General features: G+C 63.3%; 24 protein-coding genes. 14 read left to right on the top strand and 10 right to left on the bottom strand.

What is annotated here, in order from left to right:
• Window positions 1-101: 101 nt before the first annotated feature.
• The 8 genes from AC1DLV_RS00340 to speB all read right to left on the bottom strand — a co-directional run bounded on the left by AC1DLV_RS00340 (window position 102) and on the right by speB (window position 7,443).
• On the bottom strand, window positions 102-902 hold the full coding sequence (locus AC1DLV_RS00340; protein ID WP_476800527.1) for an ABC transporter permease: 801 nt from the start codon (window positions 900-902) through the stop codon (window positions 102-104).
• Window positions 899-1,753, bottom strand: coding sequence for an ABC transporter permease (locus AC1DLV_RS00335; protein ID WP_476800528.1), 855 nt, complete (start codon window positions 1,751-1,753; stop codon window positions 899-901). Before AC1DLV_RS00335 ends, AC1DLV_RS00340 begins: the two co-directional genes overlap by 4 nt.
• Complete coding sequence (locus AC1DLV_RS00330) at window positions 1,750-2,787, bottom strand: ABC transporter ATP-binding protein (RefSeq protein WP_476800529.1); 1,038 nt, start codon at window positions 2,785-2,787, stop codon at window positions 1,750-1,752. The genes AC1DLV_RS00335 and AC1DLV_RS00330 overlap by 4 nt, the downstream gene beginning before the upstream one ends.
• 221 nt (window positions 2,788-3,008) lie before the next feature.
• On the bottom strand, window positions 3,009-4,097 hold the full coding sequence (locus AC1DLV_RS00325; RefSeq protein WP_476800530.1) for an ABC transporter substrate-binding protein: 1,089 nt from the start codon (window positions 4,095-4,097) through the stop codon (window positions 3,009-3,011).
• Window positions 4,098-4,167: 70 nt separating this feature from the next.
• A complete protein-coding gene (locus AC1DLV_RS00320; RefSeq protein WP_109575783.1) occupies window positions 4,168-4,815 on the bottom strand; it encodes an amino acid ABC transporter permease in 648 nt (215 codons plus the stop codon).
• On the bottom strand, window positions 4,812-5,480 hold the full coding sequence (locus tag AC1DLV_RS00315) for an amino acid ABC transporter permease (RefSeq protein ID WP_476781425.1): 669 nt from the start codon (window positions 5,478-5,480) through the stop codon (window positions 4,812-4,814). The genes AC1DLV_RS00320 and AC1DLV_RS00315 overlap by 4 nt, the downstream gene beginning before the upstream one ends.
• Before the next feature lie 3 nt (window positions 5,481-5,483).
• Window positions 5,484-6,287, bottom strand: a complete 804-nt coding sequence (locus AC1DLV_RS00310; protein ID WP_476800531.1) for a transporter substrate-binding domain-containing protein — start codon at window positions 6,285-6,287, stop codon at window positions 5,484-5,486.
• A gap of 94 nt (window positions 6,288-6,381) precedes the next feature.
• Window positions 6,382-7,443 (bottom strand): agmatinase, encoded by a 1,062-nt coding sequence (gene speB / locus AC1DLV_RS00305; protein ID WP_476800532.1) that lies wholly within the window; start codon window positions 7,441-7,443, stop codon window positions 6,382-6,384.
• A gap of 209 nt (window positions 7,444-7,652) precedes the next feature.
• Between speB and gcvA the strand changes: the two genes are divergently transcribed.
• The 8 genes from gcvA to AC1DLV_RS00265 all read left to right on the top strand — a co-directional run bounded on the left by gcvA (window position 7,653) and on the right by AC1DLV_RS00265 (window position 16,867).
• Window positions 7,653-8,615, top strand: a complete 963-nt coding sequence (gcvA, locus tag AC1DLV_RS00300; protein WP_476800533.1) for a transcriptional regulator GcvA — start codon at window positions 7,653-7,655, stop codon at window positions 8,613-8,615.
• Between the two features lie 217 nt (window positions 8,616-8,832).
• Window positions 8,833-10,137 carry a nicotinate phosphoribosyltransferase gene (gene pncB, locus AC1DLV_RS00295; protein WP_476800534.1) on the top strand — a complete coding sequence of 435 codons (1,305 nt, stop codon included), beginning with the start codon at window positions 8,833-8,835 and terminating at the stop codon, window positions 10,135-10,137.
• 398 nt (window positions 10,138-10,535) lie between these two features.
• The gene (locus AC1DLV_RS00290; RefSeq protein WP_476836115.1) at window positions 10,536-11,945 is read left to right on the top strand and encodes a hypothetical protein; all 1,410 of its coding nucleotides are present in this window, start codon (window positions 10,536-10,538) and stop codon (window positions 11,943-11,945) included.
• Between the two features lie 166 nt (window positions 11,946-12,111).
• Window positions 12,112-13,416, top strand: coding sequence for an ABC transporter substrate-binding protein (locus AC1DLV_RS00285; RefSeq protein ID WP_476800536.1), 1,305 nt, complete (start codon window positions 12,112-12,114; stop codon window positions 13,414-13,416).
• A gap of 169 nt (window positions 13,417-13,585) precedes the next feature.
• The gene (locus AC1DLV_RS00280; protein ID WP_476800537.1) at window positions 13,586-14,467 is read left to right on the top strand and encodes a branched-chain amino acid ABC transporter permease; all 882 of its coding nucleotides are present in this window, start codon (window positions 13,586-13,588) and stop codon (window positions 14,465-14,467) included.
• Window positions 14,464-15,429 (top strand): branched-chain amino acid ABC transporter permease, encoded by a 966-nt coding sequence (locus AC1DLV_RS00275; protein ID WP_476800538.1) that lies wholly within the window; start codon window positions 14,464-14,466, stop codon window positions 15,427-15,429. The genes AC1DLV_RS00280 and AC1DLV_RS00275 overlap by 4 nt, the downstream gene beginning before the upstream one ends.
• Window positions 15,426-16,163, top strand: coding sequence for an ABC transporter ATP-binding protein (locus tag AC1DLV_RS00270; protein ID WP_476800539.1), 738 nt, complete (start codon window positions 15,426-15,428; stop codon window positions 16,161-16,163). The genes AC1DLV_RS00275 and AC1DLV_RS00270 overlap by 4 nt, the downstream gene beginning before the upstream one ends.
• A complete protein-coding gene (locus tag AC1DLV_RS00265) occupies window positions 16,160-16,867 on the top strand; it encodes an ABC transporter ATP-binding protein (RefSeq protein ID WP_476800540.1) in 708 nt (235 codons plus the stop codon). Before AC1DLV_RS00270 ends, AC1DLV_RS00265 begins: the two co-directional genes overlap by 4 nt.
• On the opposite strand, the gene AC1DLV_RS00260 is transcribed toward AC1DLV_RS00265, so the two are convergent.
• Both AC1DLV_RS00260 and pncA read right to left on the bottom strand, forming a co-directional pair.
• Entirely contained in the window at window positions 16,864-18,291 is a 1,428-nt protein-coding gene (locus AC1DLV_RS00260) for a sodium:proton antiporter (RefSeq protein WP_476836086.1), read from the bottom strand. The two genes, AC1DLV_RS00265 and AC1DLV_RS00260, sit on opposite strands and share 4 nt — an antisense overlap.
• 55 nt (window positions 18,292-18,346) lie before the next feature.
• Window positions 18,347-18,946 carry a bifunctional nicotinamidase/pyrazinamidase gene (gene pncA / locus AC1DLV_RS00255; RefSeq protein ID WP_476836085.1) on the bottom strand — a complete coding sequence of 200 codons (600 nt, stop codon included), beginning with the start codon at window positions 18,944-18,946 and terminating at the stop codon, window positions 18,347-18,349.
• Between the two features lie 182 nt (window positions 18,947-19,128).
• Between pncA and AC1DLV_RS00250 the strand changes: the two genes are divergently transcribed.
• Genes AC1DLV_RS00250 through AC1DLV_RS00225 form a run of 6 tightly spaced genes read left to right on the top strand, consistent with a single transcriptional unit; the run spans window position 19,129 to window position 26,133 of the window.
• Window positions 19,129-19,986, top strand: a complete 858-nt coding sequence (locus AC1DLV_RS00250; protein WP_476800543.1) for an FAD binding domain-containing protein — start codon at window positions 19,129-19,131, stop codon at window positions 19,984-19,986.
• Window positions 19,983-22,736 (top strand): molybdopterin-dependent oxidoreductase, encoded by a 2,754-nt coding sequence (locus AC1DLV_RS00245; protein ID WP_476800544.1) that lies wholly within the window; start codon window positions 19,983-19,985, stop codon window positions 22,734-22,736. The genes AC1DLV_RS00250 and AC1DLV_RS00245 overlap by 4 nt, the downstream gene beginning before the upstream one ends.
• A complete protein-coding gene (locus AC1DLV_RS00240; RefSeq protein ID WP_476800545.1) occupies window positions 22,733-24,262 on the top strand; it encodes a 6-hydroxynicotinate reductase in 1,530 nt (509 codons plus the stop codon). Before AC1DLV_RS00245 ends, AC1DLV_RS00240 begins: the two co-directional genes overlap by 4 nt.
• Complete coding sequence (locus AC1DLV_RS00235; RefSeq protein ID WP_476800546.1) at window positions 24,259-25,140, top strand: UPF0280 family protein; 882 nt, start codon at window positions 24,259-24,261, stop codon at window positions 25,138-25,140. Before AC1DLV_RS00240 ends, AC1DLV_RS00235 begins: the two co-directional genes overlap by 4 nt.
• The gene (locus AC1DLV_RS00230) at window positions 25,133-25,717 is read left to right on the top strand and encodes an amino acid synthesis family protein (RefSeq protein ID WP_476800547.1); all 585 of its coding nucleotides are present in this window, start codon (window positions 25,133-25,135) and stop codon (window positions 25,715-25,717) included. Before AC1DLV_RS00235 ends, AC1DLV_RS00230 begins: the two co-directional genes overlap by 8 nt.
• Window positions 25,714-26,133, top strand: a complete 420-nt coding sequence (locus tag AC1DLV_RS00225) for a MarR family winged helix-turn-helix transcriptional regulator (protein WP_476800548.1) — start codon at window positions 25,714-25,716, stop codon at window positions 26,131-26,133. Before AC1DLV_RS00230 ends, AC1DLV_RS00225 begins: the two co-directional genes overlap by 4 nt.
• The last annotated feature ends 8 nt before the right edge of the window (window positions 26,134-26,141 follow it).

Genomic DNA, 26,141 nt, shown 5'->3' with positions numbered 1-26,141 from the left:
GGCGCATGCCAGCGCCCTTCACGCCACCCGGCCGCGCTGATCAATGGGTCCCGGATAAGCTGCGCTTTCCGGGATGACGGGCTTAGGTATGCCCGCTCCTATCAACTCTCAGACGACATCGCCCCGAGCAGCTTCCTGATATCGCCGAACCTCGCGATCAGCCCGAACACCAAAGCTGCCACCGCAACGAAAAACACCGACACCGAGGCCATTGTCGGCGTGTAGCCGTAACGCAGGGCGTTGAAGATCTTGATCGGAAGGGTTTCGAGCGTGAAGCCGATCGTCATGTAAGCAACGATGTATTCGTTGAGCGACAGGACGAAGGCAAAGGCATAGCCCGACACGAGATAGGGTCGGATCAGCGGCAGCACCACCGTCTTCAGCACCGTGCGGTCGTCGGCGCCCATGGTCGCCGCCGCCTCGACCAGCGAGCGGTCGATGGAGGCAAAGCCGAGCGACAAAGTCACCAGCGGCAGCGTGACGAAAAAGATCGCGTGGCTGATGACAGCCGTCCATGGCTGGCCATAGAAACCCGTCGTCGCCCAAAAGGTCAGCATGCCAAGGGCTGAGATGACAGGCGGCAGGATGAAGGGTGCGAGCCCGAGAATCTGGAAGACATTCGCCCAAGGCGCGATGCGCCGCCACAGGAACCACGCGAGCGGCAAGGCGATGGCGACGGCCAGTGCCGCCGCGGTGACCGCCAGCGACAGCGAGGCGATCAGCGCCTTGCGCCACTCCGGGTCGGCGAAGATCTGCGCATACCAGGCCAGCGAAAAGCCTTTTGGCGGGAAGGCCAGATCCTGCTTTTCATTGACCGAAACGCCGGCAACGACGATCAGCGGCGCGGCGAGAAACAGGGCTACGGCTGTGAAATAAAGCCGGCGAAGGAAGGTCTGTTTCACAGCGCGTTCTCCCTGCGCCCGACAAGCAGCGTCAACCCCACCAGCGCCAGCGACATCAGCACCAGGAACACCGCCATCGCCGCAGCGAACGGCATGTTGGACTGGTAGACCGCCTGGTCGGTGATCAGCACCGACAGCGTCCAATGCGAAGGCCGGCCAAGGATCTGCGGCAACAGGTACGAACCGAGCGCGAAGACGAAGACCATAATCAGCGTCGCGACGATGGTGTTGCGCAGGGCCGGCACGACAACGTTGAGAAAGGCCCTGATCGGCGAGGCGCCGAGCGTTCGTGCTGCTTCCAGCAGTGTCGGGTCAAGCCGCACCAAAGCGGGATACAGCACCAGGATCGTATAGGGCAGCGCCTGGTAGACCATGCCGGTCAGCACCGCCCAGAAGCTTGGCAAAAGCGCCACCGGCTCCTTCATCAGGCCGATGGCGACGAACAAGTTGGTGATGCCGGCGGTACGCGAAAACAGCGTCGACCAGGCAAAGCCGATGATGACCTCGGATAGCGAAAGCACCGACAGCAGGCAGACCAGCCAGACCGTCTGCACCTTGCGCGGCCGCTTGGTGAGCAGGAAGGTGAAGGGAAAAGCGATGACCACGCAGCAGATGGCGACCATCACCGCCAGCATCAGCGAAAAGCCCAGCACCTTGCCGAAGAAGGGCGTGAGGAAGCGGGCATAGTTGGTGAAGACGAAATCGGGCGTGTAGAAGCCCGAGGGATCACGCTGGAAAAAGCTCACCACGATCATCGTCGAAAACGGCACGACGAAAAAGACGATCAGCATCAGCCCGGGAAAAAACAGCGGGCTGTAGTCGGCGATCGATTTCGGCGCCTCACGTTTCATGATTTGAGCACCACGCAGGCTTCCGCCGGCAGGATCAGGCCAACCTGCTGGCCGGCCACGACCTCGGGCCGTTCGCGCGGCGTGGCGACAGCAACGATGGTTTTGCCCCCAGCCTCGACAAAGGTCTCGATGGTGCCGCCAAGGTCGCGCACGAAGGTCACAGTGCCTGCGATCGCGTCGCCGCCGACCGGGCCCAGGTGCACGTCCTCGGGGCGGATCGACACCGAGGCTTTGGTCAGGCCCTCTGGCATCGTCAGATGGGGAATGGCGTGGCCGAGCACCGAGACGCGGCCAAGCCGGTCGGCGGTCGCATCGAGCAGATTGGTCATGCCGATGAAGTCGGCGACGAAGGCGTCCGCCGGCTTGCGGTAGATTTCAATCGGCGGAGCTGCCTGGAGAATCTTGCCGTTGCCCATGACAACGACAAGATCGGCCATGGTCATGGCCTCGCGCTGGTCGTGGGTGACGACGAAGGTGGTGATGCCGAGCCTTTGCTGCAGCTGGCGCAGTTCGACCTGCATCGCCTCGCGCAGCTTGGCGTCGAGCGCCGACAGCGGCTCGTCGAGCAAAAACAGTTTTGGCGACAGCGCAAGCGCACGCGCGATGGCCACGCGCTGGCGCTGGCCGCCGGAGAGCTTTGCCACCGGGCGGTCGCTGAAGCCGGGCAGATCGATCAGCTTGAGCAGTTCGTCGGAGCGCTTCTTCTGGTCTTCGCGCGAGGCGCCGCGAATACGCAACGCATAGGAGATATTGTCGCCGACCGACAGATGCGGAAACAGCGCCAGCGACTGGAACACCATGCCGAGATTGCGCTTGTGCGTCGGCATCGGCGTGATGTCGGTGCCGTCGAGCAAGATCTCCCCGCTGGTCGGCTCCTCAAGACCGGCAATCATACGCAAAAGCGTGGTCTTGCCGCAGCCCGACGGCCCGAGCAGGCAAACGAACTTGCCATGCGGCACCGACAGATTGGCCGTGTCGACAGCCTTGAAGTTGCCGAAGGTCTTGGTGATGTCCTTGAGCTCAAGTCCGGACATGGGGGGCCTCAGAAGTGTTGTTGTGACCGTCGAGACGGAGCCCGGCAGTCGTCAATTGGAAAGTGGAGCGGCGTTGCGGCAGCCTCTCTTCTCCCCGTTTACGGGGAGAAGATGCCGGCAGGCAGATGAGGGGCGGCGCAAACCCTGCTACGCTGGCTCTGCCCCTCATCCGGCCCTACGGGCCACCTTCTCCCCGCGAGCGGGGAGAAGGAACAAGAAGATCAGCCAACGATCAGCTCGGTCCACTTCTGGTTAATCCAGTCGGCCTTGGTGGTGTACAGATCGTAGCGCGGGATGATCGGCGGAATGTCCGACGACACGGCGGCGAACTGTTCCGGCGTCAGGTCGAGCAGATCGCGCTTGACCGTCGGTGCGGTGCCGACCTTGCGCGACATCAGCGACTGCACGGCGGGCTGGCACATGTGATCGATGAAGGCATGCGCCTCCTCGGTCTTCTTCGAAGCGCGCGACAAGACCCACGAGCCGGAATCCTGGATGCCGCCTTCCTTGGGGAAGGTCGAGCGTACAGGGTGGCCCTCTGCCGCCGCGAGACCCGTAACATCGTGATAATACTGGCCCATCGGGATTTCGCCCGACTTCAGCGCCTGTTCGAACTGCGCCTCGTCACGATACCACAGCCGCACGTTCGGCTTGACCTCGGCGAGCTTGTCCAGCGCCTTCAGTATGCCTTCCTCGGTGTCGAGCGCCTTGGTGCCGCCCATGAAGGTAGTCGCCGTCACTTCGAGCAGGAAGGAGTTGGAGGCGAGGGCCAGCAGGCCGAGCTTGTCGACGTTGGCCGGATCCCAGAGCGCCGCCCAGCTGTCGGGCGCGGTCGGGAAGACGTTGGTGTTGGTGACAAGCGTGATGTACCAGGCCACCGCACCGATACCGGCGACGCGACCGTCCGGGTACTTGTTGATGAAATGCTCGATCAGGTTCGAGCTGTTCTTGATCTTGGCAAGGTCGAGCGGCGCCCAAAGATTGGTCGACTGGCCCTTGAGCATCGCGATCTGCGACATCATCGAAAGATCGGCCGGCGCCTGGCCTGCCTTGGCCGCCTGTTCGAGCTGCACCAGCCAGGCTTCGCCGGTCGGCTCGGCGATGGATTCGACCGCGATGCCGGTTGCCTTGGTGAATTCGGGGAAGATGTGCTCGTCGAACGACTTCTTGAAGTAGCCGCCATAGACGCCGATCTTGATCGACTTGTCCTGCGCCCTCAGGATCGATGGCATGGCAAGCAAGCTCGCCGAGGCGACACCGGCGCCCAGCACGGCGCGCCGGCTGATTGGGGTGTTCAGTATCTTTTTCATCGGTCTTCTCCTCATTTATTGCCGGCTTTTGCCGGACGTTCCCATGATTTTTTTATGATGGAGGCTCGTGTCAGCGTGCTGCGGCGCGGGCCTCCAGTGAACGGGCATATTGGGTCAGCGGGTAGCAAAGCACGAAGAAGATCACGGCCACCAGCCCGTAGACGGTGAACGGCTCAAATGTCGCGTTGTTGATGGCGTTCGACGTCCTGAGCAATTCCTCAAAGCCGATGATCGAGGTCAGCGCAGTTGCCTTGATCAGCTGGACGAGGAAGCCGACTACCGGTGCGCGCGTGATGGCAAAGGCCTGCGGCAGGATGATAAGGCGCAGCTCCTGGACATAATGCAGGCCGAGGCTTGCACCGGCATCCCATTGGCCGCGCGGCAAGGCATCGACACCACCGCGCCAGATCTCGGCGAGATAGGCGCTGGCAAAGAAGGTCAGGCCGAGCACGGCCGCCGTCCATGGTTCAATGCGGAAGCCGAGCATCGGCAGGCCAAAGAACATCAAAAACAGCTGCATCAGCAAAGGCGTGCCCTGAAACAGCGCGATGTAGCCGCTGGCAAAGCGGCGTTTCCACTTGCCCTTGGAGATGCGCAGAAACAGGATGGCGATGCCGACAATGCCGCCGCCGACAAAGGCGGCGATCGACAACAGCACTGTCCAGCGCGTCGCGAAGATCAGGTTGCGCAGGATATCCCAGAAGGTGAATTCGATCATGATACGCCTGCCGACAACGTACGGCGGCCGATGCCGACCAGAAGCCGGCGCAGCGCGATCGAAAGACCGAGATAGATCATGGCGACGACGAAATAGGTCTCGAAGGGGCGGAACGTCCGCGCCTGCAGCATGTCGGCTTCGTAGGTGAGTTCACTCACTGCGATCTGCGACACGACCGAGGATTCGAGCATCATGATCACGATCTGGCTCGTCAGCGCCGGAAAAATGACTTTCAGCGCCTGCGGCAGCACGATCTTGACGAAGACCTGGCGCGGCCGCAAGCCCAAAGCAAAGGCCGCCTCGCGCTGGCCTTTCGGCACCGCATCGAGGCCGGCACCTACGATCTCGGTGGTGTAGGCGGCCATGTTGAGCGTCATCGCCAGGATGGCGGCAGCGATCGGATCGAGCCTGATGCCGATCGCCGGCAGGCCAAAGAAGATGAAGAACAATTGCACCAGGAACGGCGTATTCCTGATTACCTCGACATAGACCGTGATGGCGCGCTTGAGCCACAGCGGACCGCTGCGGCGGCCGGCGGCAGCCAGCACGGAGATCACCGTGCCGGCCAGCGTCGTTACCACGATCAAGAAGATGGTCATGGCGGCACCGCGCGCGATCGCGCCCAGTGCCCCTTCAAGCCAGCCGAAGTCGAGGCTGTAGCTCACCGATCAGTCCTTGAGGTTTTCGGGGTTGAGCGGAACCTTCAGCCACGCCTCGGACGATTTGCTGAGGCGGCCGTCGGCGAGCATCGCTGCGACAGTGTCGTTGATGACCTTCTTCAAGCCGTCCTCGCTCTTGTTGAGGCCGATATGCGAAGGCGAGGTCAAAAGCTGGAACTTCTGCTCCGGCTTCAGTGCCTCCTGGCGCGCCAGAACCTGGGCGCCCACGTCGTTGCCGACCACCATCAGCTGGGTCTGGCCCGAGATGAAGGCCTGGATGACGGCGTTGTAGTTGTCGAAGCGCTTGATGTCAGCGGTGGCAGGTGCAGCCTCGGTCAGCGAGGTGTCTTCCAGCGTGCCGCGATTGACGGCGATCGACTTGCCGGCGAGGTCGTCCTTGCCAGCTACCTTCATATCGGCAGGGCCGATCACGGCGATGTAGTAAGGCGCGTAGGCGGCGGCGAAGTCGATGACCTGCTCGCGTTCCTTGGAGTAGCCGACGCTCATCAGCAGGTCGACGCGATGGTCGGTGAGGTAGGGAATGCGGTTCTGGCCGGTCACCGGTACCGGATTGAGCTTGACCTTGAGCGCATCGGCGATCGCCTGCGCCACATCCATGTCATAGCCCTTGAGGCTCATGTCGGCGCTGGCCGAGGAAAAGGGCGGGAAATCGGCAAAGACGCCGACATTGATCTGGCCTGCCTTGGCGATGTCTTCGAGCGCGTCGGCATTGGCCGGCTGCACCGCGAAGGCGGCGGTGCCAGCGACAATCAGAGCGGCGACCGTCGATTGCAATATCGTCTTGATGTTCATGTCGTGGTTCCCTCTGGAATGTTTGCTTGTTGAACAGTCTCGTTAGCACCTGGCCGCTGCTTCCCAAACAGCGGCCAGTCGAAATTGTTGTTGTTTATGCACCCTTGTTGGTGACGAAGGGGCTGAACATCATCAGGCTCAGGATTTCAAACAGCACCTGGGCGCCGGCATGCGCCGTGTTGGTGGTCGAGTCGTATTGCGGGGCGACCTCGACGACATCGCCGCCGACAAGGTTGAGGCCCTTCAAACCGCGCACGATCTCCAGCACTTCGCGCGTCGTCAGACCGCCGACTTCCGGCGTGCCGGTGCCAGGCGCAAAGGCCGGGTCGAGGCTGTCGATGTCGAAGGACAAATAGGTCGGGCCGTCGCCGACGATCTTCTTCGCCTTTTCGATGACGGCCGGAATGCCCATGCCGCTGACCTCTTCGGCGTGGATGATGGTCATGCCGGATTCGTAGGAGAACTCCCACAGATATTCGGCCGAGCCGCGAATGCCGATCTGGACGACGCGGCTTGGGTCGAGCACGCCATCGAGCACCGCGTTGCGGAACGGGCCGCCATGGTGGAATTTGGTCAGGTCGTAGGCGCCGCCGGTGTCGCAATGGGCATCGATGTGGATCATGCCGACGGGGCGTTTCTTGCCGACCGCCTTGAGGATCGGATGGGTGATCGAATGGTCGCCGCCGACCGACAGCGGCACAACGCCGGCATCGACGATCTGGCCGATGCGGCGCTCGATGTCCTCATGGCTGAGTTCGAGCCGGTAGCGGCTGCGGAACGGCACGTCGCCGATGTCGGCGACCCTAAGCTCCTGCACCGGCGCGCAGTCGAGCACGTGGTTGTAGGGCCCGATGCGCTCGATGGTGCGCAGCGCACGCGGTCCAAAACGCGAGCCGGGACGGTTGGTGACGCCGAGATCCATCGGCACGCCGATCATCGCCACCTGCAGGTCGCCGAAATCCGGGTTGTCGTTGTCGATCTCCCGATAAGGCGCGGTCAGGAAGGTCGGGATGCCCGAATAGGGCGCAAGCCGCGTGCCGGCCTTGTTGAAGATCTTGTCGGCGACGCGACGAAATTTCGGGTCAAACAGATCGCCGCCATGGCCTTCGCCATATTTCTTGCGCAGCTCGTCAAGTTTTTTGACGTCGAAACCCATGATTTCCTCCTGTGGCTCGAGTTGCAATGCGGGACGATCGCCTGCCGCCGTCCGCTCCCGCGGCCAGCCTGATACCTCGTGTTCCCCGCATGCTTTTTTGTTGTTGTTGGCCAAGTCTCCGGCAGCTCCGTTGAAATAGCAATTGATAATGTTAAGGTCTCCGCTGTGAGAATTTCTCACAGTAAACGGCCCTTGCCGTGGAGTTTTTGATGTCCAGGCGCCTGCCCCCGCTGAACCCGCTGCGCGCCTTCGAAGCGACCGCGCGCCATGGCTCGCTGACCAAGGCAGCGGTCGAGCTCAACGTCACCCATGGCGCGATCAGCCACCAGATCCGGGCGCTCGAAGCGACCCTCAAGGTCAAGCTCCTGGAGCGCGCCGGGTCGCGCCTCAAGCTCACCCCCCAAGGCGCCGAGCTATTGCCGGCTGTGTCGGGTGCCTTTGAAAGCATAGCCGCCGCCACTGCCCGCATGACGCGGCCGACGAGCTCGGGCAAGCTCACCGTCAGCTGCGTGCCGGCATTGCTTTCATTGTGGCTGGTGCCAAGACTTGGCGGCTTCACCGCGCAGTACCCTGGTATCAGCCTGACGCTGAACGCCACCAACGATGCCCGTGACATCCATTCGCCCGACGTCGACGTCTGCCTGCTCTATGGTGACGGCAGGTGGAGCGATTGCTGGATGAAGAAATGGTCAACACTGGAACTCTTTCCGGTGGTCAGCCCGACGTTGATCAACAACCGGCCCATCCGCAGCGTGCGCGATCTTGCCGATCACGTGCTGCTGCATGCCGACGAAGGCCGAGAATGGCACACCTGGCTGACTGCAGCCGATGCGCTTGATATCAGGCCGCTACAGCAACACCGCATGGCCGGTGCGAGCCTCACCACCGAGGCCGCCGTGCACGGCCATGGCCTGGCTCTCGGCGACAGCGTTACCGCAAGCTCGCTGCTTGCCAAGGGTCAGCTGGTCACGCCATTCAATTTTTCGGTCCCCGCGGTCGATGCCTTCTATGTGGTGTGCCGCAACGAAGTGAGATCGGCGCCGATCGCCCAGGTCTTCATCGACTGGCTATTCGCCCAGCGCGAGGAGCTTCCGGCGCGCACCGAGCAGTCCGTTACCGGCCAGATCAGCATCCGCAAGAGACGCGCGCAGAAATCGACAGTCGCCAGCTAGTCTTCGCAAGCCTTCGCGCCTACCTTGTTTTGCCGATGCGACTATAGGGCCAGGGTTGCTTTTTTCTCGTCTGCAGCTTGATCGCCCGCGCGCTATATCTCAAAGCTGTCAACGAGGTCGCGCCTGCGCGGCGCTATAGCACTTTAAGTCTGTGCATGACCCCTAGCGAAGATCGATTCCGATTTTCAGGGCCATGCGCCGGGAGGAATGAAGCGGCATGGCCAGGACCGACATTGCACGACGGGTGTACAACCACACCTGGAAGCTGGATCCGATCGTGCGGTCCCTGCTCGACACGGACTTCTACAAGCTTTTGATGCTGCAAATGATCTGGGGCATGCACCCCAAGGTCGACGCCACCTTCTCGCTGATCAACCGCGCGACTTCGGTCAAGCTCGCAGACGAGATCGACGAGGGCGAATTGCGCGAGCAGCTCGACCACGCCCGCACGCTGCGCTTTTCCAAAAAGGAGATGATCTGGCTTGGCGGCAACAATTTCTACGGCCGCAAGCAGATCTTCGAGCCGGAATTCCTCGCCTGGCTCGAAAATTTCCAGCTGCCGCCCTATGAGCTCGAAAAACGCGACGGCCAGTATGAGCTGACTTTCGCCGGCCCTTGGTCCTTGACCTCGATGTGGGAAATCCCGGCCCTTGCCATCATCAACGAGCTGCGCTCGCGCTCGGTGATGAAGGCTTTCGGCCCCTTCGCGCTTGACGTGCTTTATGCTCGCGCCAAGGCCAAGATGTGGGACAAGACCGAGCGGCTGAAGATGCTGCCCGACATCAAGATCTCCGATTTCGGCACGCGCCGCCGCCACTCGTTCTTGTGGCAGCGCTGGTGCGTCGAAGCGCTCAAGGAAGGCATCGGCGAGGCCTTCACCGGCACCTCCAACGTGCTGCTTGCCATGGACACCGACCTCGAAGCGCTGGGCACCAACGCTCATGAACTACCGATGGTCTATGCGGCGCTGGCCAACAGCGAAGACGAGCTCAAGCAGTCGCCCTACAAGGTGCTGCGCGACTGGCAGCGTTATTATGGCGGCAATCTTTTGATCGTCTTGCCCGATGCCTTCGGCACGGCGGCCTTCTTGCGCGACGCGCCTGACTGGGTCGCCGACTGGACCGGCTTCCGCCCCGACAGCGCCCCGCCGATCGAAGGCGGCGAGCGCATCATCGAGTGGTGGCGCAAGAAGGGCCAGGACCCGAAGTCCAAGCTGCTGATCTTCTCCGACGGCCTCGACGTCGACACCATCATCGAGACCTACCGGCATTTCGAGGGCAAGGTGCGCATGTCCTTTGGCTGGGGCACCAATTTGACCAACGATTTCGAGGGCTGCGCGCCTGTCGAAACCGACAGGCTCAATGCCATTTCCCTGGTCTGCAAGGTCACCGAGGCCAATGGCCGCCCGGCGGTCAAACTGTCGGACAACCCGGCCAAGGCCACCGGCGACAAAAAGGAAATCGCCCGCTACCTCCGCATCTTCGGCGAAAAGGACCGCGTCGAGCAGCTGGTCAAGGTGTAGAGGCGGGCGTGGACATAGTTCCGCGGAACTCCGCAATCTCCTCAGTCGCGCTCGGTCCCACCCCCCTCTGCCCTGCCGGGCATCTCCCCCACAAGGGGGGAGATCAGGCCGTCATCTGCCCCCGCGGCCAGTCGCCAATTCCGCCATTGCCGCCGGGCTTTTCCTTGCAACGTGACAGAATGGGCGCCGCCGGCGACGAGACTAATCTCCCTCCTTGTGGGGGAGATGGCCGGCAGGCCAGAGGGGGGTGCGAAGGATCGCGAGGCTAAAGATTGGCTTCGTAAAACGTGGACGTCATCATCCGCCGTCGATAGTCGTCCCTTCCCGCGACCTCAGCCATATGGCACATCGGAAGCGTGACACGGGGAACCAACACTGCCAGAACCATACGCGCCGCCGTGGCGACGCTGCTCGCCGCATGCGGTGCGACCATATGGCAAGTACTGCCCGCCCTCGCGCATGCCTCCGATCGCGGCCATGTCCTGCTGTTGCCGACCGGGCATTACATAGCCGGCGCAGCATTGGCCGTGGCGGCCAGTTTCCTCGTGCTGGCGCTAGTGCCGCCGGAGCGGCTCGTCGCCTTCTGGCGCAGGCGTTTGCCGCTTGGTTCGATCCCCGATCTGCGACTCCCTATCAGCTTGTTGTCCTTCGCCATCTTCGCGGTACTGATCCTTGCCGGGTTCTTCGGCAGCCGCGATCCGCTGTCCAACCCGCTCCCCCTGACCATTTGGACGCTGCTCTGGGTCGGCCTCACCCTCGCCCAGGGCTTGTTCGGCAATCTCTGGCACTGGCTCAACCCATGGTATGGGCCCTACCGCCTCATCAGGCGCGCGTCGAGTTTGGCTGCGAGAGGCGACAGCCCGCTGCGTCTGCCCGAGTGGGTCGGCTATTGGCCGGCCTTCATCCTGTTCTTCGGCTTTGCCTGGTTCGAGCTGATCGATCCCGCGCCCGACGACCCAACGCGGCTAGCGATAGCCGCCGGAACCTACTGGCTGTTTTCGCTCATTGCCATGCTGGCATTCGGCTTCGAACGCTGGAGCCGGCAGGGCGAGTTCCTGTCCGCCTTCTTCGCCATGATCGGGCGCTTCGGCATTGTCGATGGCAGGAACGACGGCGGGCGGCTGCGCCTTGCCTTGTGCTGGCCCGGCGCCAAGCTCTACGAAGCCGAAACGCTGCCGCCGTCGGGCGCATTGTTCCTGCTGCTGACGCTTGCCTCCGTGTCCTTCGATGGTTTTTCCAAGACCTTCTTCTGGCTTGGCCTCAACGGCATCAACCCGCTCGAACTGCCCGGCCGCACCGCCCTTGTCGCCACCAACAGCTTCGGCCTCGTGGCGATGTTCATGCTGCTCGCGGCGGTCGCGCTTTCGGCGGTCCTGATCGGCGAACGACTGGTGCGCAGCGCCCTGCCCTTGCAACAGGCGGCGGGGCTGTTTGTCTGGTCGATCGTGCCGATCGCGCTCGCCTACCATTTCTCGCACTATCTGACATCGCTCCTGGTCAATGGCCAGTATGCGCTTGTCGCCTTGTCGGACCCGTTCGCCCGTGGCTGGAATCTGTTCGGCACGGCCCATATGCCGGTCGAGGCCGGCATCGTCATGGGCGCGCATTCCGCCTGGCTTGTGTGGAACCTGCAGGCGGTCGCCATCGTCGGTGGCCATGTGCTGGCGGTGCTGGTCGCACATGTGCTCGCCTGGCGGCTGCACCCCTCCGCCACCAGCGCGTCGCTCAGCCAGTTGCCGCTTACCGCGCTGATGATCGGCTATACCGTTTTCGGCCTGTGGCTGCTCTCGACAGCCACTGCGGGATAGTGCAAATGCAGGTGGCTTTGACCTTGCGGAAGGCACTATTGCCACCTCCCGGGATTGGTGATCTAGTTTGTATACATGCGATTTTTCGCCGGTTTCTTGGATTCCGGACGGAAGAGCCGCCGATCCGCACCATGGTTGGTCAAAAGACACGGCAAGGGGATAGGGCATGACTGACAGCAATCGCTTTTTCGATCTCGGCAAAACCGGCCTCACCCGCCGCACGGCACTCAAGGGCATTGCCGCAGGTGCCGGCCTGATGGCCGCGCCGGGCTTCGTGCGCTATTCGCAGGCGCAATCTTCCGCCCCGATCAAGATCGGCTTCCAGGCCCACCGCACCGGCATTGGTGCTGCCTATGGCCGCTGGTATGAGAAGACCACCAACGCTGCGGTCAAGCTGATCAACGACGCCGGCGGCATCAACGGCCGGCCGATCGAGATCATCGTCGAGGACGACGGCACCGACCCCAAGCGCGGCGCAGAAGTGGTCGGAAAATTCGCCTCCCAGCACAAGACTGACATCGTCTTCGGCACGCTGTTCAGCCATGTCGTCGTCGGCTCCGCGCCGACCGCCGGCGAGCTCAAGATCCCCTATTATGTGGTCAGCGAGGGCTACCACGTCGCCTCGGGCAAGCTGAACCGCTGGGTCTTCCAGCCCGGCATCACCGACGTCCGCGCCCAGGTCACCTCGGTGGCGCCCTGGGTCGCTGCCAATCTCGGCAAGAAGGTGACGATGATCTATCCGGACTATGCCTTCGGATACGACCACCGCGACTATTTGGCGCCCGCCATCGAGGCGCAGGGCGGCGAGGTGGTGGCGCAAATCCCGATCCCGCCGACCGAAAGCTCGTTCACCAAATATTTGCCGCAGATCCCCGCCGACACCGAAGTTTTGTACCACGTCATGGTCGGCCCCGGCGTGCTGACCTTCGTCAAGGAACTCGGCGAATTCTACGGTTCGAACAAGCCGCAGCTGTTCGGCTTCATCGACTCGCTCGAAGCCGTCGACATCAACAGCCCCGGCCTCGAATTTCTCGACGGCAGCCATTTCTGGGAGGGCTCGCCGCGCTACGCCCAGGCCAATGACAGCGAAGCCCAAAAGGCCTATCGCAAGGCCGTCGGCATCGACGACAATGGCGCGTCGGTCAGTGACCCCAAGGACGTTTCGACCGCCGCCCACATGTTCGGCTGCTGGGAAACGCTCTACGTCATCAAGAAGGCGATGGAGGATTCGGGCTACAGGGGACCAGAGGATCGCGCCAAGCTGGTGGAGGCGACCGAGGCGCTGACCGAATTCAAGGAAGGCCCCGAGCACCCCCAAGGCGACAAGATCTTCAACGGCAAGATCCACCAGGTCTTCGGCCACCAGAACATTTCCAAGGTCGAAGGCGGCAAGCTCAACGTCGTCCACCGCACCGCGATCGAGGACGGCATGTACAAGCCCGAGGCGGACTACACCACGCAGCCGCTGTGAATTGAAGATGCCAATGCTGGTGCTGCCCCTCATCCCCCTACCGGGACGTTCTCCCCGTAGAACGGGGAGAACGAGGACGGCCGCGACGCCGACGCCCCCCTCGCCCCGTTTACGGGGAGAGGGTAAGGGTGAGGGGCAGCGCTACCCTTGCCAGACGATCATCACCTGAATGGCCTTCTTCCCCCACCTCCTGCTTGCCACCCTCGAAGGCCTCGTCACCTCGGCGGTGCTGGCGCTGACCGCGCTCGGGCTGTCGCTGGTGTTCGGCGTCATGCGCATCGTCAACGTCGCCCATGGCGAGTTCTTCATGCTGGGTGCGGTGCTAGCATGGGCGATCACCACCACAATGACCGGCCACCCCGCACTCGGCTTCGCGGTTGCGCTGGTGGTGTCGCCGCTGATCGTCGGCGCCATCGCCTGGGTTGCCGAGCGTCTGGTGCTGCGCCGGCTCGAATACAATCCCGAAGCCACCATCGTTGCCACCATCGGCCTGCTCTACATCATCCAGCAGCTGGCCCTCACCTTCTATGGCCCAGAGGCACGGCCGGTAGCGCCGCCCTTCAATTACCGCATCCAGCTGCCCTGGTTTGGCTATTCCGGCTACAGGCTGTCGATCATCGCGGCCTCCGCGATCCTGCTGCTCGCCACCTGGTTCGTGCTGACCCGCACCCGGATCGGGCTCATCATGCGGGCAACCCAATATGACCGCGAAACAGCACAAGCCTTCGGCATCCCGGTCGGGCGCGTCTATGGCGCGGTGTTTGCGCTTGGCGCCATGCTTGCAGCCGTTGCAGCCGTTCTGATCGTGCCGATCCAACAGGCGCATTACCTGATGGGCCTCGACCCGCTGTTGTTGTCCTTCATCGTCGTCATCATAGGCGGGCTCGGCTCGCTGCGTGGGACGGTGGTGGCCGCCCTTCTGATCGGCGTGTCGGACGGCATCGTCTCGGTGTTCTTCTCCCCGACGCTCGCCAAGATCATCGCCACGCTCGTTGTCGCCATGGTGCTGGTGTTCCGGCCGCAAGGCCTGTTTGGAACGGCCGCTAAATGAACTGGGAAGGTGCTACGGCAAAGGTTTATGCGTTGCACGTGGCGGTGATAGCGCTGCTGGTTGCGCTCAATTTCGTGCTTCCCGAATATCACCACGGCGTCCTTGCCCGCGTGCTGGTGCTCGCCGTCTTCGCCATAGGCTACAACATGCTGTTCGGCTATGTCGGGCTGCTCAGCCTCGGCCACGCCATGTTCTTTTCGGCCGGGCTCTATGGTGCAGGCCTCCCGCTCTACCATCTCGGCTGGAGCGTGCCGGCAGCCTTCGGCTCGGGCATCGCAGCGGGTCTTGTCGTGTCGCTGGTTGTCGGGCTCTTGGCGCTCAGAACAACTGGCGTCGCCTTCATGATCGTGACCATGATGTTTGCGCAGGTGTTTTATCTGACCACGCTCTATTTTGGCGAATGGACGCGCGGCGACGAAGGACTGGTGCTGCAGCAGCAGGCGCGGCAGATCACTATTGGCGCGCAAACGCTCGACCTGACCAACCCAACGACGCGCTACCTGATGGCAGTCACGCTGTTTGCGGCGGCGCTGCTTACCACCTTAGCCATCGTCCGCTCACGCCATGGCCGCGTGCTGGTCGCCATTCGCGAAAACGAGGAGCGGACAAGGATGCTCGGCTATGACACCTTCGCCAACAAATTGGCGGCGGTGGTCACTTCAGGAATGATCTGTGCCGCCGCGGGTGCCGCCTATGCGCTGCTGTTCGGCTATGTCGGCTCAACCTTCGCCTCGGTGCAATATTCGATCCTGCCGCTGCTGTGGGTACTGCTCGGTGGTGCTGCGACCACGCTTGGGCCGCTGCTCGGCACGCTGTTCATGTATTATGTCATCGACATCGCCAGCGGCTACACCTCGGCCTACATGCTTGTCGTCGGCGCAATGCTGATCCTGCTCGTGCTCTATTTCCGCAAAGGCGTTCTCGGCACGGTGCGCGAGCGCTGGGTCAGGTGGCTGCCATGACGCCGCTTTTGACCACCAAGGGACTGTCGCGCCACTTCGGCGGCCTGCGCGCTGTCGACGATGTCGATTTTGCGCTTGAGACAGGCGAGATCCGCGCGGTCATCGGCCCCAACGGTGCCGGCAAGACGACCTTCGTCAGCCTAGTTTGCGGCCGCTATGCGCCGGACGCCGGATCCATCGTCTTCGACGGCGAGGACATCACCAAAATGCCGGCGCATCTGAGGGTGCGGCGAGGCATCGCCTACACGTTCCAGATCACCAGCGTATTCGCCAATCTCTCCGCCTACGACAACGTGGCCCTACCGGTGCAGCGCACGCTGACCGACGGGCGTTCGCGCGGCGCGGTGCATCATGGCGCGATGGAGGCGCTCGAGCGCGTCGGACTGGCCAGCCGGGCACATGAGCAGGCCGGTACGCTTGCCTACGGCCACCAGCGGCTTTTGGAAGTGGCGATGGGACTGGCGCTCAAGCCACGGCTGCTGATCCTCGATGAACCAACGCAAGGTCTGTCGGACGGCGAGATCGAGAACTTCATCGCTCTTGTGCGCGAGATCGCCAAGGACGCGACGGTGCTTCTGATCGAGCACAACATGCAGGTCGTGATGGAACTTGCCCAGCGCATCACCGTGTTCAATTCAGGCAGGATACTGGCCGAAGGCGCGCCCGCGGAAATCCGCGCCAACACCGCCGTGCAGGACGCCTATCTCGGCACCGCGCCTGGGGGTGAGGCATGAGCGCTGCGCTGACGATATCGGGGCTCGACTGCTTTTATGGCGAGGTGCAGGTGCTGCATCGCCTCGACCTCGAACTGAACAAGGGCGAGGTGCTGTGCCTGCTCGGCCGCAACGGTGCTGGCAAGACAACGACACTGAAGGCGATCATGGGGTTGGTGCCGGCCCGTGCCGGTTCGATAAGGCTCGGCGAGCGTGAATTGACCGAGTTGCCCGCCCATGAGGTGCCGAAAGCCGGCGTCGCCTATGTGCCGCAGGGTCGGCGATTGTTCGCCGAACTGACGGTCGCCGAAAACATCGAGATCGGATTGATGGCGCGCAACAAGGGCAAGGCGGTGCGCGAAGCCGTGCTCGAACTGTTCCCGCTGCTGCGCGACCGGCTGAAGCAGCGTTCGGGCACGCTCTCGGGCGGCGAGCAGCAGATGCTGGCGATGGCACGCGCGCTGTGCCTCGAGCCCGAGGTGCTGCTGCTTGACGAGCCGACCGAAGGCCTGATGCCGTCGATGATCGCAAAGATCCGCGAGACGGTGGCCGGGTTGCGGGGGCGCGGCGTGTCGACCATCCTTGTCGAGCAGCGCGTCGAGGCGGTCTTGTCCGTCGCCGACCGCGTCGCCTTCATCGAAAACGGCCGCAACCGCGAGACGCTCGACGTCGCGCAGCTACGCGATGATCCAGCGCTGGTGCGCCGCTACGTCGGCGTCGGTTAGGCGAAGAAAACAAACCCAGCGATCACGAAGGTCGGGATCAGCACCGCGCCCGACCAAAGCATGTAACCGAAGAAGCCGGGCATCTTCACGCCGCGTTCGCGCGCGATGGCATAGACCATGAAGTTGGGCGCATTGCCGATATAGGTGTTGGCGCCCATGAACACCGCGCCCGCCGAGATCGCCGCCAGTGTGCTGGCGAGTTGGGTCATCAAGACCTTGGGGTCGCCACCCGCCAATTCGAAGAACACCAGATAGGTCGGGGCATTGTCGAGGAAGGACGAAAGCACTCCGGCCAGCCAGAAATAGGCCAGGTCATTGGGTGCGCCCGAGGGCGTGGTGACCAGCGAGACCAGCGGCGCAAACGCGCCGTCGAGTCCGGCACGCAGGATCGCGATGACCGGTACGATGCAGATAAAGATGCCGGCAAACAGCTTTGCCACTTCAAGGATCGGCGCCCAGGAAAAGCCATTGGCGGCACGATATTCCTTGCGGGTGACGACCAGCGAAACGAAGGCCAGCACCAGGATGATGGCATCGCGCACAAGGTTCTGCAATTCGACCGAAACACCTTGGATAGTGAAGGCGATACCCGGCTTCCACGACGCCGACAACAAGATGGCGGCGATGACACCAGCCAGAAGCGCGATATTGGCGAGGCCGCGGATGCGGACCTTCGAATGCGGCGTCGGGTCCTTGATCTTGGGCTGGCCCTGCTCGCGGCTATGGAAATACCAGTCGACCGCAAGGAAAACGGCAAGCACGATGCCGCCGACAAAAAGCGTCTCGCGCCAGAGATGGGCGGTCGTCCAGAAGAAATCGACGCCGCGCAGGAAGCCGACGAACAGCGGCGGGTCGCCGAGCGGGGTCAGCGAGCCCCCGATATTGGACACCAGGAAAATGAAGAAAACGACGACATGCGCGTTGAAGCGCCTGTTGTCATTGGCGCGGATGACCGGGCGGATCATGATCATCGAGGCACCTGTCGTGCCGACGACCGAGGCGAGCAGCGCGCCGGTCAGCAAAAGCCCGGCATTGACCAGAGGCGTGCCCTGGATGTTGCCGGCCACCAGAATGCCGCCAGCGATGGTAAACAGCCCGAACAGCAGGATGATGAAGGACATATATTCGAGCAGAAGCGTATGAAGTACCGCCTCTGCCGAGACATTCAAGCCGAAAAATAGCGCCATCGGCACGATGACAAGTGCTGCCCACGCGGCAGTGATCTTGCCGTAGTGATGCTCCCAGACATGCGGATAGAGCAGCGGGCCGGTGGCGATGGACAGCAACAGGCCGGCGAAGGGCAGTGCCCACCATAAGGACATGGCGGCACCGGGCAGGCTTTCTTCGGCGGCAAAAGCCGAACCAACACTCAACAGCACACCCGCCAGCGCCACAGGCACTGCCGCAAAACGCGAGAAATTCATTCCGTCCCCTCAACACCGGCACGTGGGCCGGCTATTTCAAACTGTCCGGTCGCTGTCAGACGAGCGTCACGCCTGCGTCGCGCATCTTGCCGATCATCGTTTCGAGCGAACCGCCGAGGTCGATGGCGCGGCAGCCGTCGAGCCGCACCGTGGTGGCAAAGCCCTGTTTGACGGCATCGATCGCCGAATAAGCGACACAGAAATCGGTGGCCAGCCCAACCAGCGTGATTTCGCCGATGCCACGCTCGCGCAGATAACCAGCGAGGCCGGTCGGCGTGAGGTGGTCGTTCTCGAAGAAAGCCGAATAGCTGTCGATGCCCAGGCGAAAACCCTTGCGCACCACAAGCTCTGCCTTGGCCCAGGCGAGGCCGGAATGGAAGTCGGAACCGCGGCTGCCCTGGATGCAGTGGTCAGGCCAAAGCGTCTGGGTACCGTAAGGCATGTCGATGCTTTCGAACGACTGCTTGCCCTGATGGCTGGAGGCGAAACTCGAATGGCCGGCCGGATGCCAGTCCTGGGTCAGCAGGACGTGCTCGGTGTTGCGGATGAGGTCGTTGACCAGCGGAATGATCTCGTCGCCGCCTGACACGGCAAGCGCGCCGCCGGGGCAAAAGTCGTTCTGCAGATCGATGACGATGAGCGCGTCGGTGGCCATGGAGCCTCCATCTGGCTGGGTTTTCGGGCCGCCGAAACTGGGTCAGATGGAAGCGCGCGTCAACCTGCAACTTGGACAGGGCGGCCGCCCGCAACATGCAATCCGGGCTTTGACAAAAGGCCTGAGCGAGCTATCATTTGCATGCGAATGATTTTGTCCGGCGGCCAGCCGGGAGGCATTGCGTGACCCGTTACGCGAAACCCAAAACACTCGACGAAGCGCTCGCGCTGCTCAGCGAAGGGTCGTGGCGAATTCTGGCCGGCGCCACCGATTTTTACCCCGCCCTCGGAAATCGCCCGCTTTTCGAAGACGTGCTCGACATCAATGGCCTGGCCGAACTGCGCGGCATCGCCGAAAGCGAAAGCCATTTCAGCATCGGCGCACGCACAAGCTGGACCGAGGTACTGAAGGCCCCACTGCCGCCGGCCTTCGACGCGTTGAAGCAGGCAGCGCGCGAAATCGGCTCGATCCAGATCCAGAATGTGGCGTCCGTGGCCGGCAACATCTGCAACGCTTCGCCTGCAGCCGACGGTGTGCCACCTCTGCTCATCCTCGATGCCGAGGTGGAATTGAGGGCGCGGCACGAAATTCGGCTCCTGCCGCTTGGCGAATTCATCACCGGCAACCGCAAGACGAGGCTGCGCCAGGACGAGATGGTGACGGCGCTGCGCATCCCCAAGGCCTCGGCTACGGGACATTCGGCTTTCGTCAAACTCGGCGCGCGGCGCTACCTCGTCATTTCGATCGCGATGACAGCAGCGCGGATCGTGCTCGACACAGATGGGCGGATTACCAAGGCCGTAGTCACGGTGGGTTCGTGCTCGGCAGTGGCACAGCGGCTTCGCCCGCTTGAGGCAGCACTTGCCGGGCATCGGGCGGATGACATAGCCGGGATCGTCAACGACGCTGGACTGACCGAACTGTCACCCATCGACGATGTGCGCGGCAGTGCCGAATATCGGCGCATGGCGGCGCGCGAGATCGTTACGCGCGCGCTGTTGCAGGCCGCCTACGGCTCTCAGAAACGGGTGGCCGCATGAAAACCGACCGCGCGCCGATTAGCTTCACTGTCAACGGCGCGCCGGTTTCGGTGTCGGCGGCACCGATGCGGCGGCTGTCGTCCATCCTGCGCGACGACCTGCAGCTGACCGGCACCAAGGTGGGTTGCGATGCCGGCGACTGCGGTGCCTGCACCGTGCTGCTCGACGGCGAGCCGGTCTGCGCCTGCCTGTTGCCGGCGGCCTCGGTTGAAGGTGCTTCAGTCCGCACCGTGGAGGGACTCGGACACGGCAGCCTGTCAGCACTGCAGTCGTCGTTCCTGGCGCATGGCGCGGCCCAATGCGGCATCTGTACGCCTGGCCTGCTGGTGACAGCGACAGCACTTCTGGAACGCAATGCGCAGCCAAGCGAGACCGAAGTGCAGGACGCGCTCGGCGGGATTTTGTGCCGCTGCACGGGCTATCGCAAGATTGTTCAGGCGGTGATGGGCGCGCATGAGCACGTCATGCCCCTCGACTTCCGCCTCCCACCCGCAGGCCAGGCCGTTGGCGCTTCTCCTGTCAGGCTCGATGGCGTGCCGAAGGTGACGGGCGCGGAAAAATTCGGCGGCGATTCATTTCCCGCTGATGCGCTTGTGGTGTTGGTCGTCCGCTCGCCGCATCACCACGCGGCATTCTCGTTCGGCGATCTCGACGCTTACGTCACCGACAATGCCGGGGCCGTTGCGGTTTTCACCGCCAGGGATATCCCAGGCATCAACAGTTTCGGCGTGATCCCGCCCTTCGCCGACCAGCCGGCGCTGGCCGAGGGTGCGGCGCGGTTTCGTGGCGAGGCGGTGGCGCTGGTCGCCTGCGAAAACTGGGCCGCACGCGAGCTTGATCTCGCAAAATTCCCGGTGCGCTGGAACGAGCTACCGGCCTTGATGGAACCTGCCGAGGCGGCGGCAGCGAACGCGAAGCTGGTCCATGCCGGCCGCCCAGGCAATCTGCTGGTGCGGGGATTGGTCGAGCGCGGCGAGCCTGAGGCTGCACTGGAAAATGCCGCCTGCGTCGTCTCCGGCAGCATCGAGACGTCTTATGTCGAACACGCCTATATCGAACCTGAAGCCGGCCATGCCTTTGTCGATGGCGACACGCTGACCATTATTGCCTGCACACAAGCACCACATCTCGACCGCGACGACACGGCACGAATATTGGGTCTGGCGCCGGACAAGGTGCGCATCGTGCCGACGGCAACCGGCGGTGGCTTCGGGTCGAAGATCGATCTGTCGCTGCAGCCGCTGATCGGGCTCGTTGCGCTGAAAACCGGCCGGCCGGCCGCACTCGCCTATAGCCGCAATGAATCGATGGCATCGACCACCAAGCGCCACCCGGCGGCGATGCAGGCGACCATCGGGGCCGACGCCGACGGCACCATTCGCGGCATGGTTTTTTCAGGCGCGTTCAACACCGGCGCCTATGCCAGTTTCGGCCCGACCGTCGCCAACCGCGTGCCGGTCCATGCCTCAGGGCCCTACGTCACGCCGAACTACAGGGCCACCGCCCGCGCCATCCACACCAACGGCCCGGTGTCGGGCGCCTTCCGCGGTTTTGGGGTACCGCAAGCGACGCTGATGCAAGAGACGCTGTATGACGAGCTGGCCAACAAGCTCGGCATCGACCGGCTGCAGTTTCGTCTGAAGAACGCGCTTCGGAACGGTTCCGAAACGGTGACTGGACACCTGCTTGAAGCCGGCGTTGGCATCGGCGAATGCCTTGGAGCATTGGCCTCGCTTTGGGCGCGCGCGCTGGCCGACGCGGACAAATTCAACGCAGCCAATACGGCCAAAAAGCGTGGCGTCGGCATTGCCTCGTGCTGGTATGGCTGCGGCAACACGTCCTTGCCCAATCCCTCGATGATCAAGCTCGGCATCGCGCCCGACGGCAAGGTGATGCTGCATCAGGGCGCCGTCGACATAGGCCAGGGCTCGAACACTGTCATCGCCCAGATCGCCGCCGACGCGCTTGGCCTGCCGCTGTCGGATTTCGTACTGCGCAGTGCCGATACGGCGATCACGCCCGATGCCGGCAAGACCTCGGCCTCGCGCCAGACCTATGTCTCGGGTAAGGCTGCCGAGAAGGCCGCCCGGGCATTGCGCGAAAAGATCCTGCGCTTCGCCAACGTCTCCCCTGAGGCATCGCTACAGCTGGAAGGTGGCCTGCTGCTGGTGCATGAGGGTGGCGAGCGCCGCCGCATCGATCTCGCGCTGCTTGAGCCCGACGCCGACGGCCTCGTTTTCACGGCGGAGGAAAGCTACGACCCTCCGACGGCACCGCTCGACGCCAAGGGCCAAGGCAAGCCTTATGCGGTCTATGGTTATGGTGCCCAGATCGCCGAAGTCGAGGTCGACCTCGCGCTTGGCACAGTGAAAGTGATCAAGATCACAGCAGCACATGACGTCGGCAAGGCGATCAATCCGCGGCTTGCCGAAGGCCAGATCGAAGGCGGCATCGCTCAGGGCATCGGCATGGCGCTGATGGAAGAATACATCCCCGGCCGGACGGAAAACCTGCACGACTATCTGATCCCGACCATCGGCGACGTACCGCCGATCGAGACCATCCTCGTGGAAGTTCCGGACCCGGAAGGACCCTTTGGCGCCAAGGGTTTGGGCGAGCATGTGCTGATCCCGACAGCACCCGCCATCCTCAACGCCATTCGTCATGCCACGGGCGTGTTGGTGACCAAGGTACCGGCAACGCCGACGCGCATTGTGGAAGCAATCCGCAAGGCGGAGGCACGTTCATGAACGAGCTGTCGGAGCGTTTCGAAGGCCACGAACCCGGCGACAAGCAGGCGGGTGAAAAGCTGCGCTGCGATGCCTGCCCGGTCATGTGCTACATCGCCGAAGGGCGCACGGGCGCCTGCGACCGCTACGGCAATTTCGGCGGCAAGATCGTGCGCTGCGACCCGGTGCGCGTGCTCGACTATGCGGTCGAAAGCGGCAATCCGGTCGTGCCGTTTGAAGGCGCGGCCTGGGACGGCGAGCTGGTCAACACCGGCCAGCGCTTCGTCACCGCCATCGGTGCTGGCACCACCTATCCCGACTACAAGCCGGCCCCCTTCATCGTCAGCCAGGAGGTCGAGGGCGTCGACCTCGTCACGGTGGTGACGGAGGGCATCTTTTCGTATTGCGGCGTCAAGGTGAAGATCGACACCGACCGGCATCTCGGCCCCGAAACGGCGACGGTGCGCGCTGAGGGCGAGGCGGTCGGCCATGTGACGACAGGCGAATATGGCTCGCAGATGCTGTCGCTGGGCGGGGTGCATCACCTGACCGGCGGGTCGAAGGCGGAAGGCCGGGTGACCTGCGACACGCTGCTGAACCTGTGCAACCGCAAGCCGGTGGAGCTGACCATCGACGGCGGCGCCGTTGTCATCGTCGAGGCAGGCCGCCCACCCGTCATCGACGGCACTGTCGAACACCGCATGCGTGTCGGCTGCGGCTCGGCGACCATCGGCATGTTTGCGCGACAATGGCGCGGGCTGGTCGACGAGGTAGTGGTGGTCGACGACCACATCACCGGTGTGGTCTCCGAACACCAGGCCGGCAAGGTTTTGGGGTGGGAAGAAACCGGGATCAAGATCCTTGGCCGACGCTCGACGCCGGGGCGCTATTTCAAGGTGTCTGAGCCGGGGCTCGGTTGGGGCGGCACAAGCATCTCCGACCCGCTCGACATCCTCGGCGAATGGAACGCCAGGAAGGGCGCGCGGCCCGGCCTAAGCCTGCTGATGGTTTCGACCACAGGCGAACAGTTCGCCTATTACGAACTCGACGACGACCTCAGGCCCGTCGAGAAGGCATTTCCCGACCGGCTCAGGAAATCGGTTGGGTTGATCGAGGATAATTGTGAGCCGGCTTTGTGTACGGTGCTGTTTGTCGGTGGTGCCGGCGGTTCCCTGCGCGCCGGCGTGACCGAAAACCCGGTCAATCTCACGCGTTCCGTGCAAGGGCTGAAGACCTATGTCACCGTCGGTGGCGCGCCTGTCTATGTCTGGCCGGGCGGCGGCATCACGCTGATGGTCGACGTGACGCGCGTGCCCGACAACGCCTTCGGTTATGTGCCAACGCCAGCGCTGGTGGCGCCGATCGAGTTCACCTTGCGCCGCGACGACTATCTGGCGCTCGGTGGCTACGGGGCTGAGATCAGGAGCATTGACGACGTGCTCAGGCGCGGCGGCGAATATTTCAACGATCGGGCGACGGAACCGGCCGGGGCGGGCAACCCGTGGCCGCCGCTCGCGCAATTGCGCCGGACCGGCGGTTTGCCATGAATGGCCCGGAGATCAGCTGGCTGCCGGACGGGCACCGCCTGCATTTCAACCATGGGCCAATCGACCTGATCGTCGAGGCTTTCGGCGAAGGGGAGGAAGTGCACGCCGCCTACCGGCAGGCCGCCGAACGTTTCCAGACCCTCCTTGGCGAACTCGTCGGCGAACTCACCGAGCTTCGCAGACCTGCTTCCAGCAAAGCGCGGCGGTTTGCAGGCCCAACGGCACGGCGCATGGAGGCTGCCGTCGTACCGCTTGCGCAAGATTTCATCACCCCGATGGCGGCAGTTGCCGGCGCGGTCGCGGATGAGATGATGGCGGCGATGGTTTTGAGACGCCAACTCGAGCGTGCCTACATCAACAATGGCGGCGACATCGCGCTGCATATCGCGCCTGGCGAGCGAATTTCAGTGGCGATCGCCGGCACCGGGCACGGCTTCGCCGACCGGCTGACGATAAGCGCCGAAGATCCGGTGCGCGGCATCGCCACCAGCGGCTGGCGCGGCCGCAGCTTTTCACTCGGCATCGCCGATGCGGTGACCGTGCTGGCGGCAAGCGGGGCAGCGGCGGACGCAGCAGCTACGCTGATCGCCAACGCGGTTGATTTGCCGGGGTACCCGGCAATCCAGCGCAAACCGGCGTGCGAACTGGCCCCAGACAGCGACCTCGGCGACAGGCTGGTGACAACAGGTGTCGGCGCTCTGTCCCCTAGAGATACCGATGCGGCGTTCGATGCCGGGCTCAAGCTCGCCGACACGTTCCGCCGCCAAGGTCTGGTCCAGAGTGCCGCGCTGTTCCTCGCAGGTGAACACCGCGTCAGCGGCAAGTCGTTTGCGGCCATACCGGATGTTTCGATGAGGAGGATGCCGATCCATGCCTGAATTTCCGATCCGCAAGATCACCGTGACGGTCGAAGAGATTTTCCATGACGGCGGCCCGGCAAAGGATGTGCCCCGGCGGCGCGCGGCGGCGCTCGCCGTGGTCAAGAACCCCTTCGCCGGCCGCTATGTCGAAGAGTTGCAAAGCGCGATGGAAGATTTGAAGCCGCTCGGGCTGATGCTGTCTGACCGGCTGATCGCAGCACTCGGTGGCGACCCAAAAATCATCGACGGCTACGGCAAGGGCGCCATCGTGGGCTCCGCCGGTGAGCTCGAACATGGGGCGCTGTGGCATGTGCCCGGCGGCTACGCGATGCGCGAACGGCTCGGCGAAGCCAAGGCAATCGTGCCCTCGGCCAAGAAAGTGGGTGGTTTCGGTGCCCGGCTCGACGTGCCTGTCGGCCACATCAACGCCGCCTATGTGCGCAGCCATTTCGACGCCATGGAAGTCGGCCTGCCCGACGGGCCAAGGCCCGACGAAATCGTCTTCGCCCTGGTGATGACCTGCGGGCCCCGCATCCACGATCGCATGGGCGGTTTGAGCGCCGCCGACATCAAGGCCTGGGATGGCCTGCGATGAAGCAGGACGCAGCCTACCATCTGCAGGAGCAGATAGGCTTCATCTTGCGCAAGGCGCATCAGCGTCATGTCGCGATCTTCGCCACCCATATCGGTGACCTGACCCCGCCGCAATTTGCGGCACTGGCCAAGCTGCATGATGTCGGCGAGACCTCGCAGAACCAGCTTGGCGCGCTGATCGCCATGGATGGGGCGACCGTCAAGGGTGTGATCGACCGTCTGCATGCACGCGGCCTTGTACAACTGGCCAAGCATGAGGCCGACAAGCGGCGCTTGATGGTCCGCCTGACCAACGAAGGCCAGCGCTTGGTGGAAGAGCTTGTACCGCTGGCACAGACGATCACAGAGGAAACGCTGTCCCCCCTGTCGTCCAAGGACGCGGCGATGTTGCTGGAGCTTCTAGCGAAGATTAGCTGAGGCAGTAG

It is taken from the genome of Aminobacter sp. 01T433, from assembly GCF_056398585.1.
The sequence above is the reverse complement of the archived record's forward strand: the minus strand, read 5'-3'. Positions and strand labels throughout refer to the sequence as shown.

Excerpts from the sequence above, each read along its gene's own strand:
- AC1DLV_RS00335 (WP_476800528.1), bottom strand. The coding sequence starts at position 1,753 with ATGAAACGTGAGGCGCCGAAATCGATCGCCGACTACAGCCCGCTGTTT.
- AC1DLV_RS00330 (WP_476800529.1), bottom strand. The coding sequence starts at position 2,787 with ATGTCCGGACTTGAGCTCAAGGACATCACCAAGACCTTCGGCAACTTC.
- AC1DLV_RS00325 (WP_476800530.1), bottom strand. The coding sequence starts at position 4,097 with ATGAAAAAGATACTGAACACCCCAATCAGCCGGCGCGCCGTGCTGGGC.
- AC1DLV_RS00320 (WP_109575783.1), bottom strand. The coding sequence starts at position 4,815 with ATGATCGAATTCACCTTCTGGGATATCCTGCGCAACCTGATCTTCGCG.
- AC1DLV_RS00310 (WP_476800531.1), bottom strand. The coding sequence starts at position 6,287 with ATGAACATCAAGACGATATTGCAATCGACGGTCGCCGCTCTGATTGTC.
- speB (WP_476800532.1), bottom strand. The coding sequence starts at position 7,443 with ATGGGTTTCGACGTCAAAAAACTTGACGAGCTGCGCAAGAAATATGGC.
- gcvA (WP_476800533.1), top strand. The coding sequence starts at position 7,653 with ATGTCCAGGCGCCTGCCCCCGCTGAACCCGCTGCGCGCCTTCGAAGCG.
- pncB (WP_476800534.1), top strand. The coding sequence starts at position 8,833 with ATGGCCAGGACCGACATTGCACGACGGGTGTACAACCACACCTGGAAG.
- AC1DLV_RS00285 (WP_476800536.1), top strand. The coding sequence starts at position 12,112 with ATGACTGACAGCAATCGCTTTTTCGATCTCGGCAAAACCGGCCTCACC.
- AC1DLV_RS00280 (WP_476800537.1), top strand. The coding sequence starts at position 13,586 with ATGGCCTTCTTCCCCCACCTCCTGCTTGCCACCCTCGAAGGCCTCGTC.
- AC1DLV_RS00275 (WP_476800538.1), top strand. The coding sequence starts at position 14,464 with ATGAACTGGGAAGGTGCTACGGCAAAGGTTTATGCGTTGCACGTGGCG.
- AC1DLV_RS00270 (WP_476800539.1), top strand. The coding sequence starts at position 15,426 with ATGACGCCGCTTTTGACCACCAAGGGACTGTCGCGCCACTTCGGCGGC.
- AC1DLV_RS00265 (WP_476800540.1), top strand. The coding sequence starts at position 16,160 with ATGAGCGCTGCGCTGACGATATCGGGGCTCGACTGCTTTTATGGCGAG.
- AC1DLV_RS00260 (WP_476836086.1), bottom strand. The coding sequence starts at position 18,291 with ATGAATTTCTCGCGTTTTGCGGCAGTGCCTGTGGCGCTGGCGGGTGTG.
- pncA (WP_476836085.1), bottom strand. The coding sequence starts at position 18,946 with ATGGCCACCGACGCGCTCATCGTCATCGATCTGCAGAACGACTTTTGC.
- AC1DLV_RS00245 (WP_476800544.1), top strand. The coding sequence starts at position 19,983 with ATGAAAACCGACCGCGCGCCGATTAGCTTCACTGTCAACGGCGCGCCG.
- AC1DLV_RS00240 (WP_476800545.1), top strand. The coding sequence starts at position 22,733 with ATGAACGAGCTGTCGGAGCGTTTCGAAGGCCACGAACCCGGCGACAAG.
- AC1DLV_RS00235 (WP_476800546.1), top strand. The coding sequence starts at position 24,259 with ATGAATGGCCCGGAGATCAGCTGGCTGCCGGACGGGCACCGCCTGCAT.
- AC1DLV_RS00230 (WP_476800547.1), top strand. The coding sequence starts at position 25,133 with ATGCCTGAATTTCCGATCCGCAAGATCACCGTGACGGTCGAAGAGATT.
- AC1DLV_RS00225 (WP_476800548.1), top strand. The coding sequence starts at position 25,714 with ATGAAGCAGGACGCAGCCTACCATCTGCAGGAGCAGATAGGCTTCATC.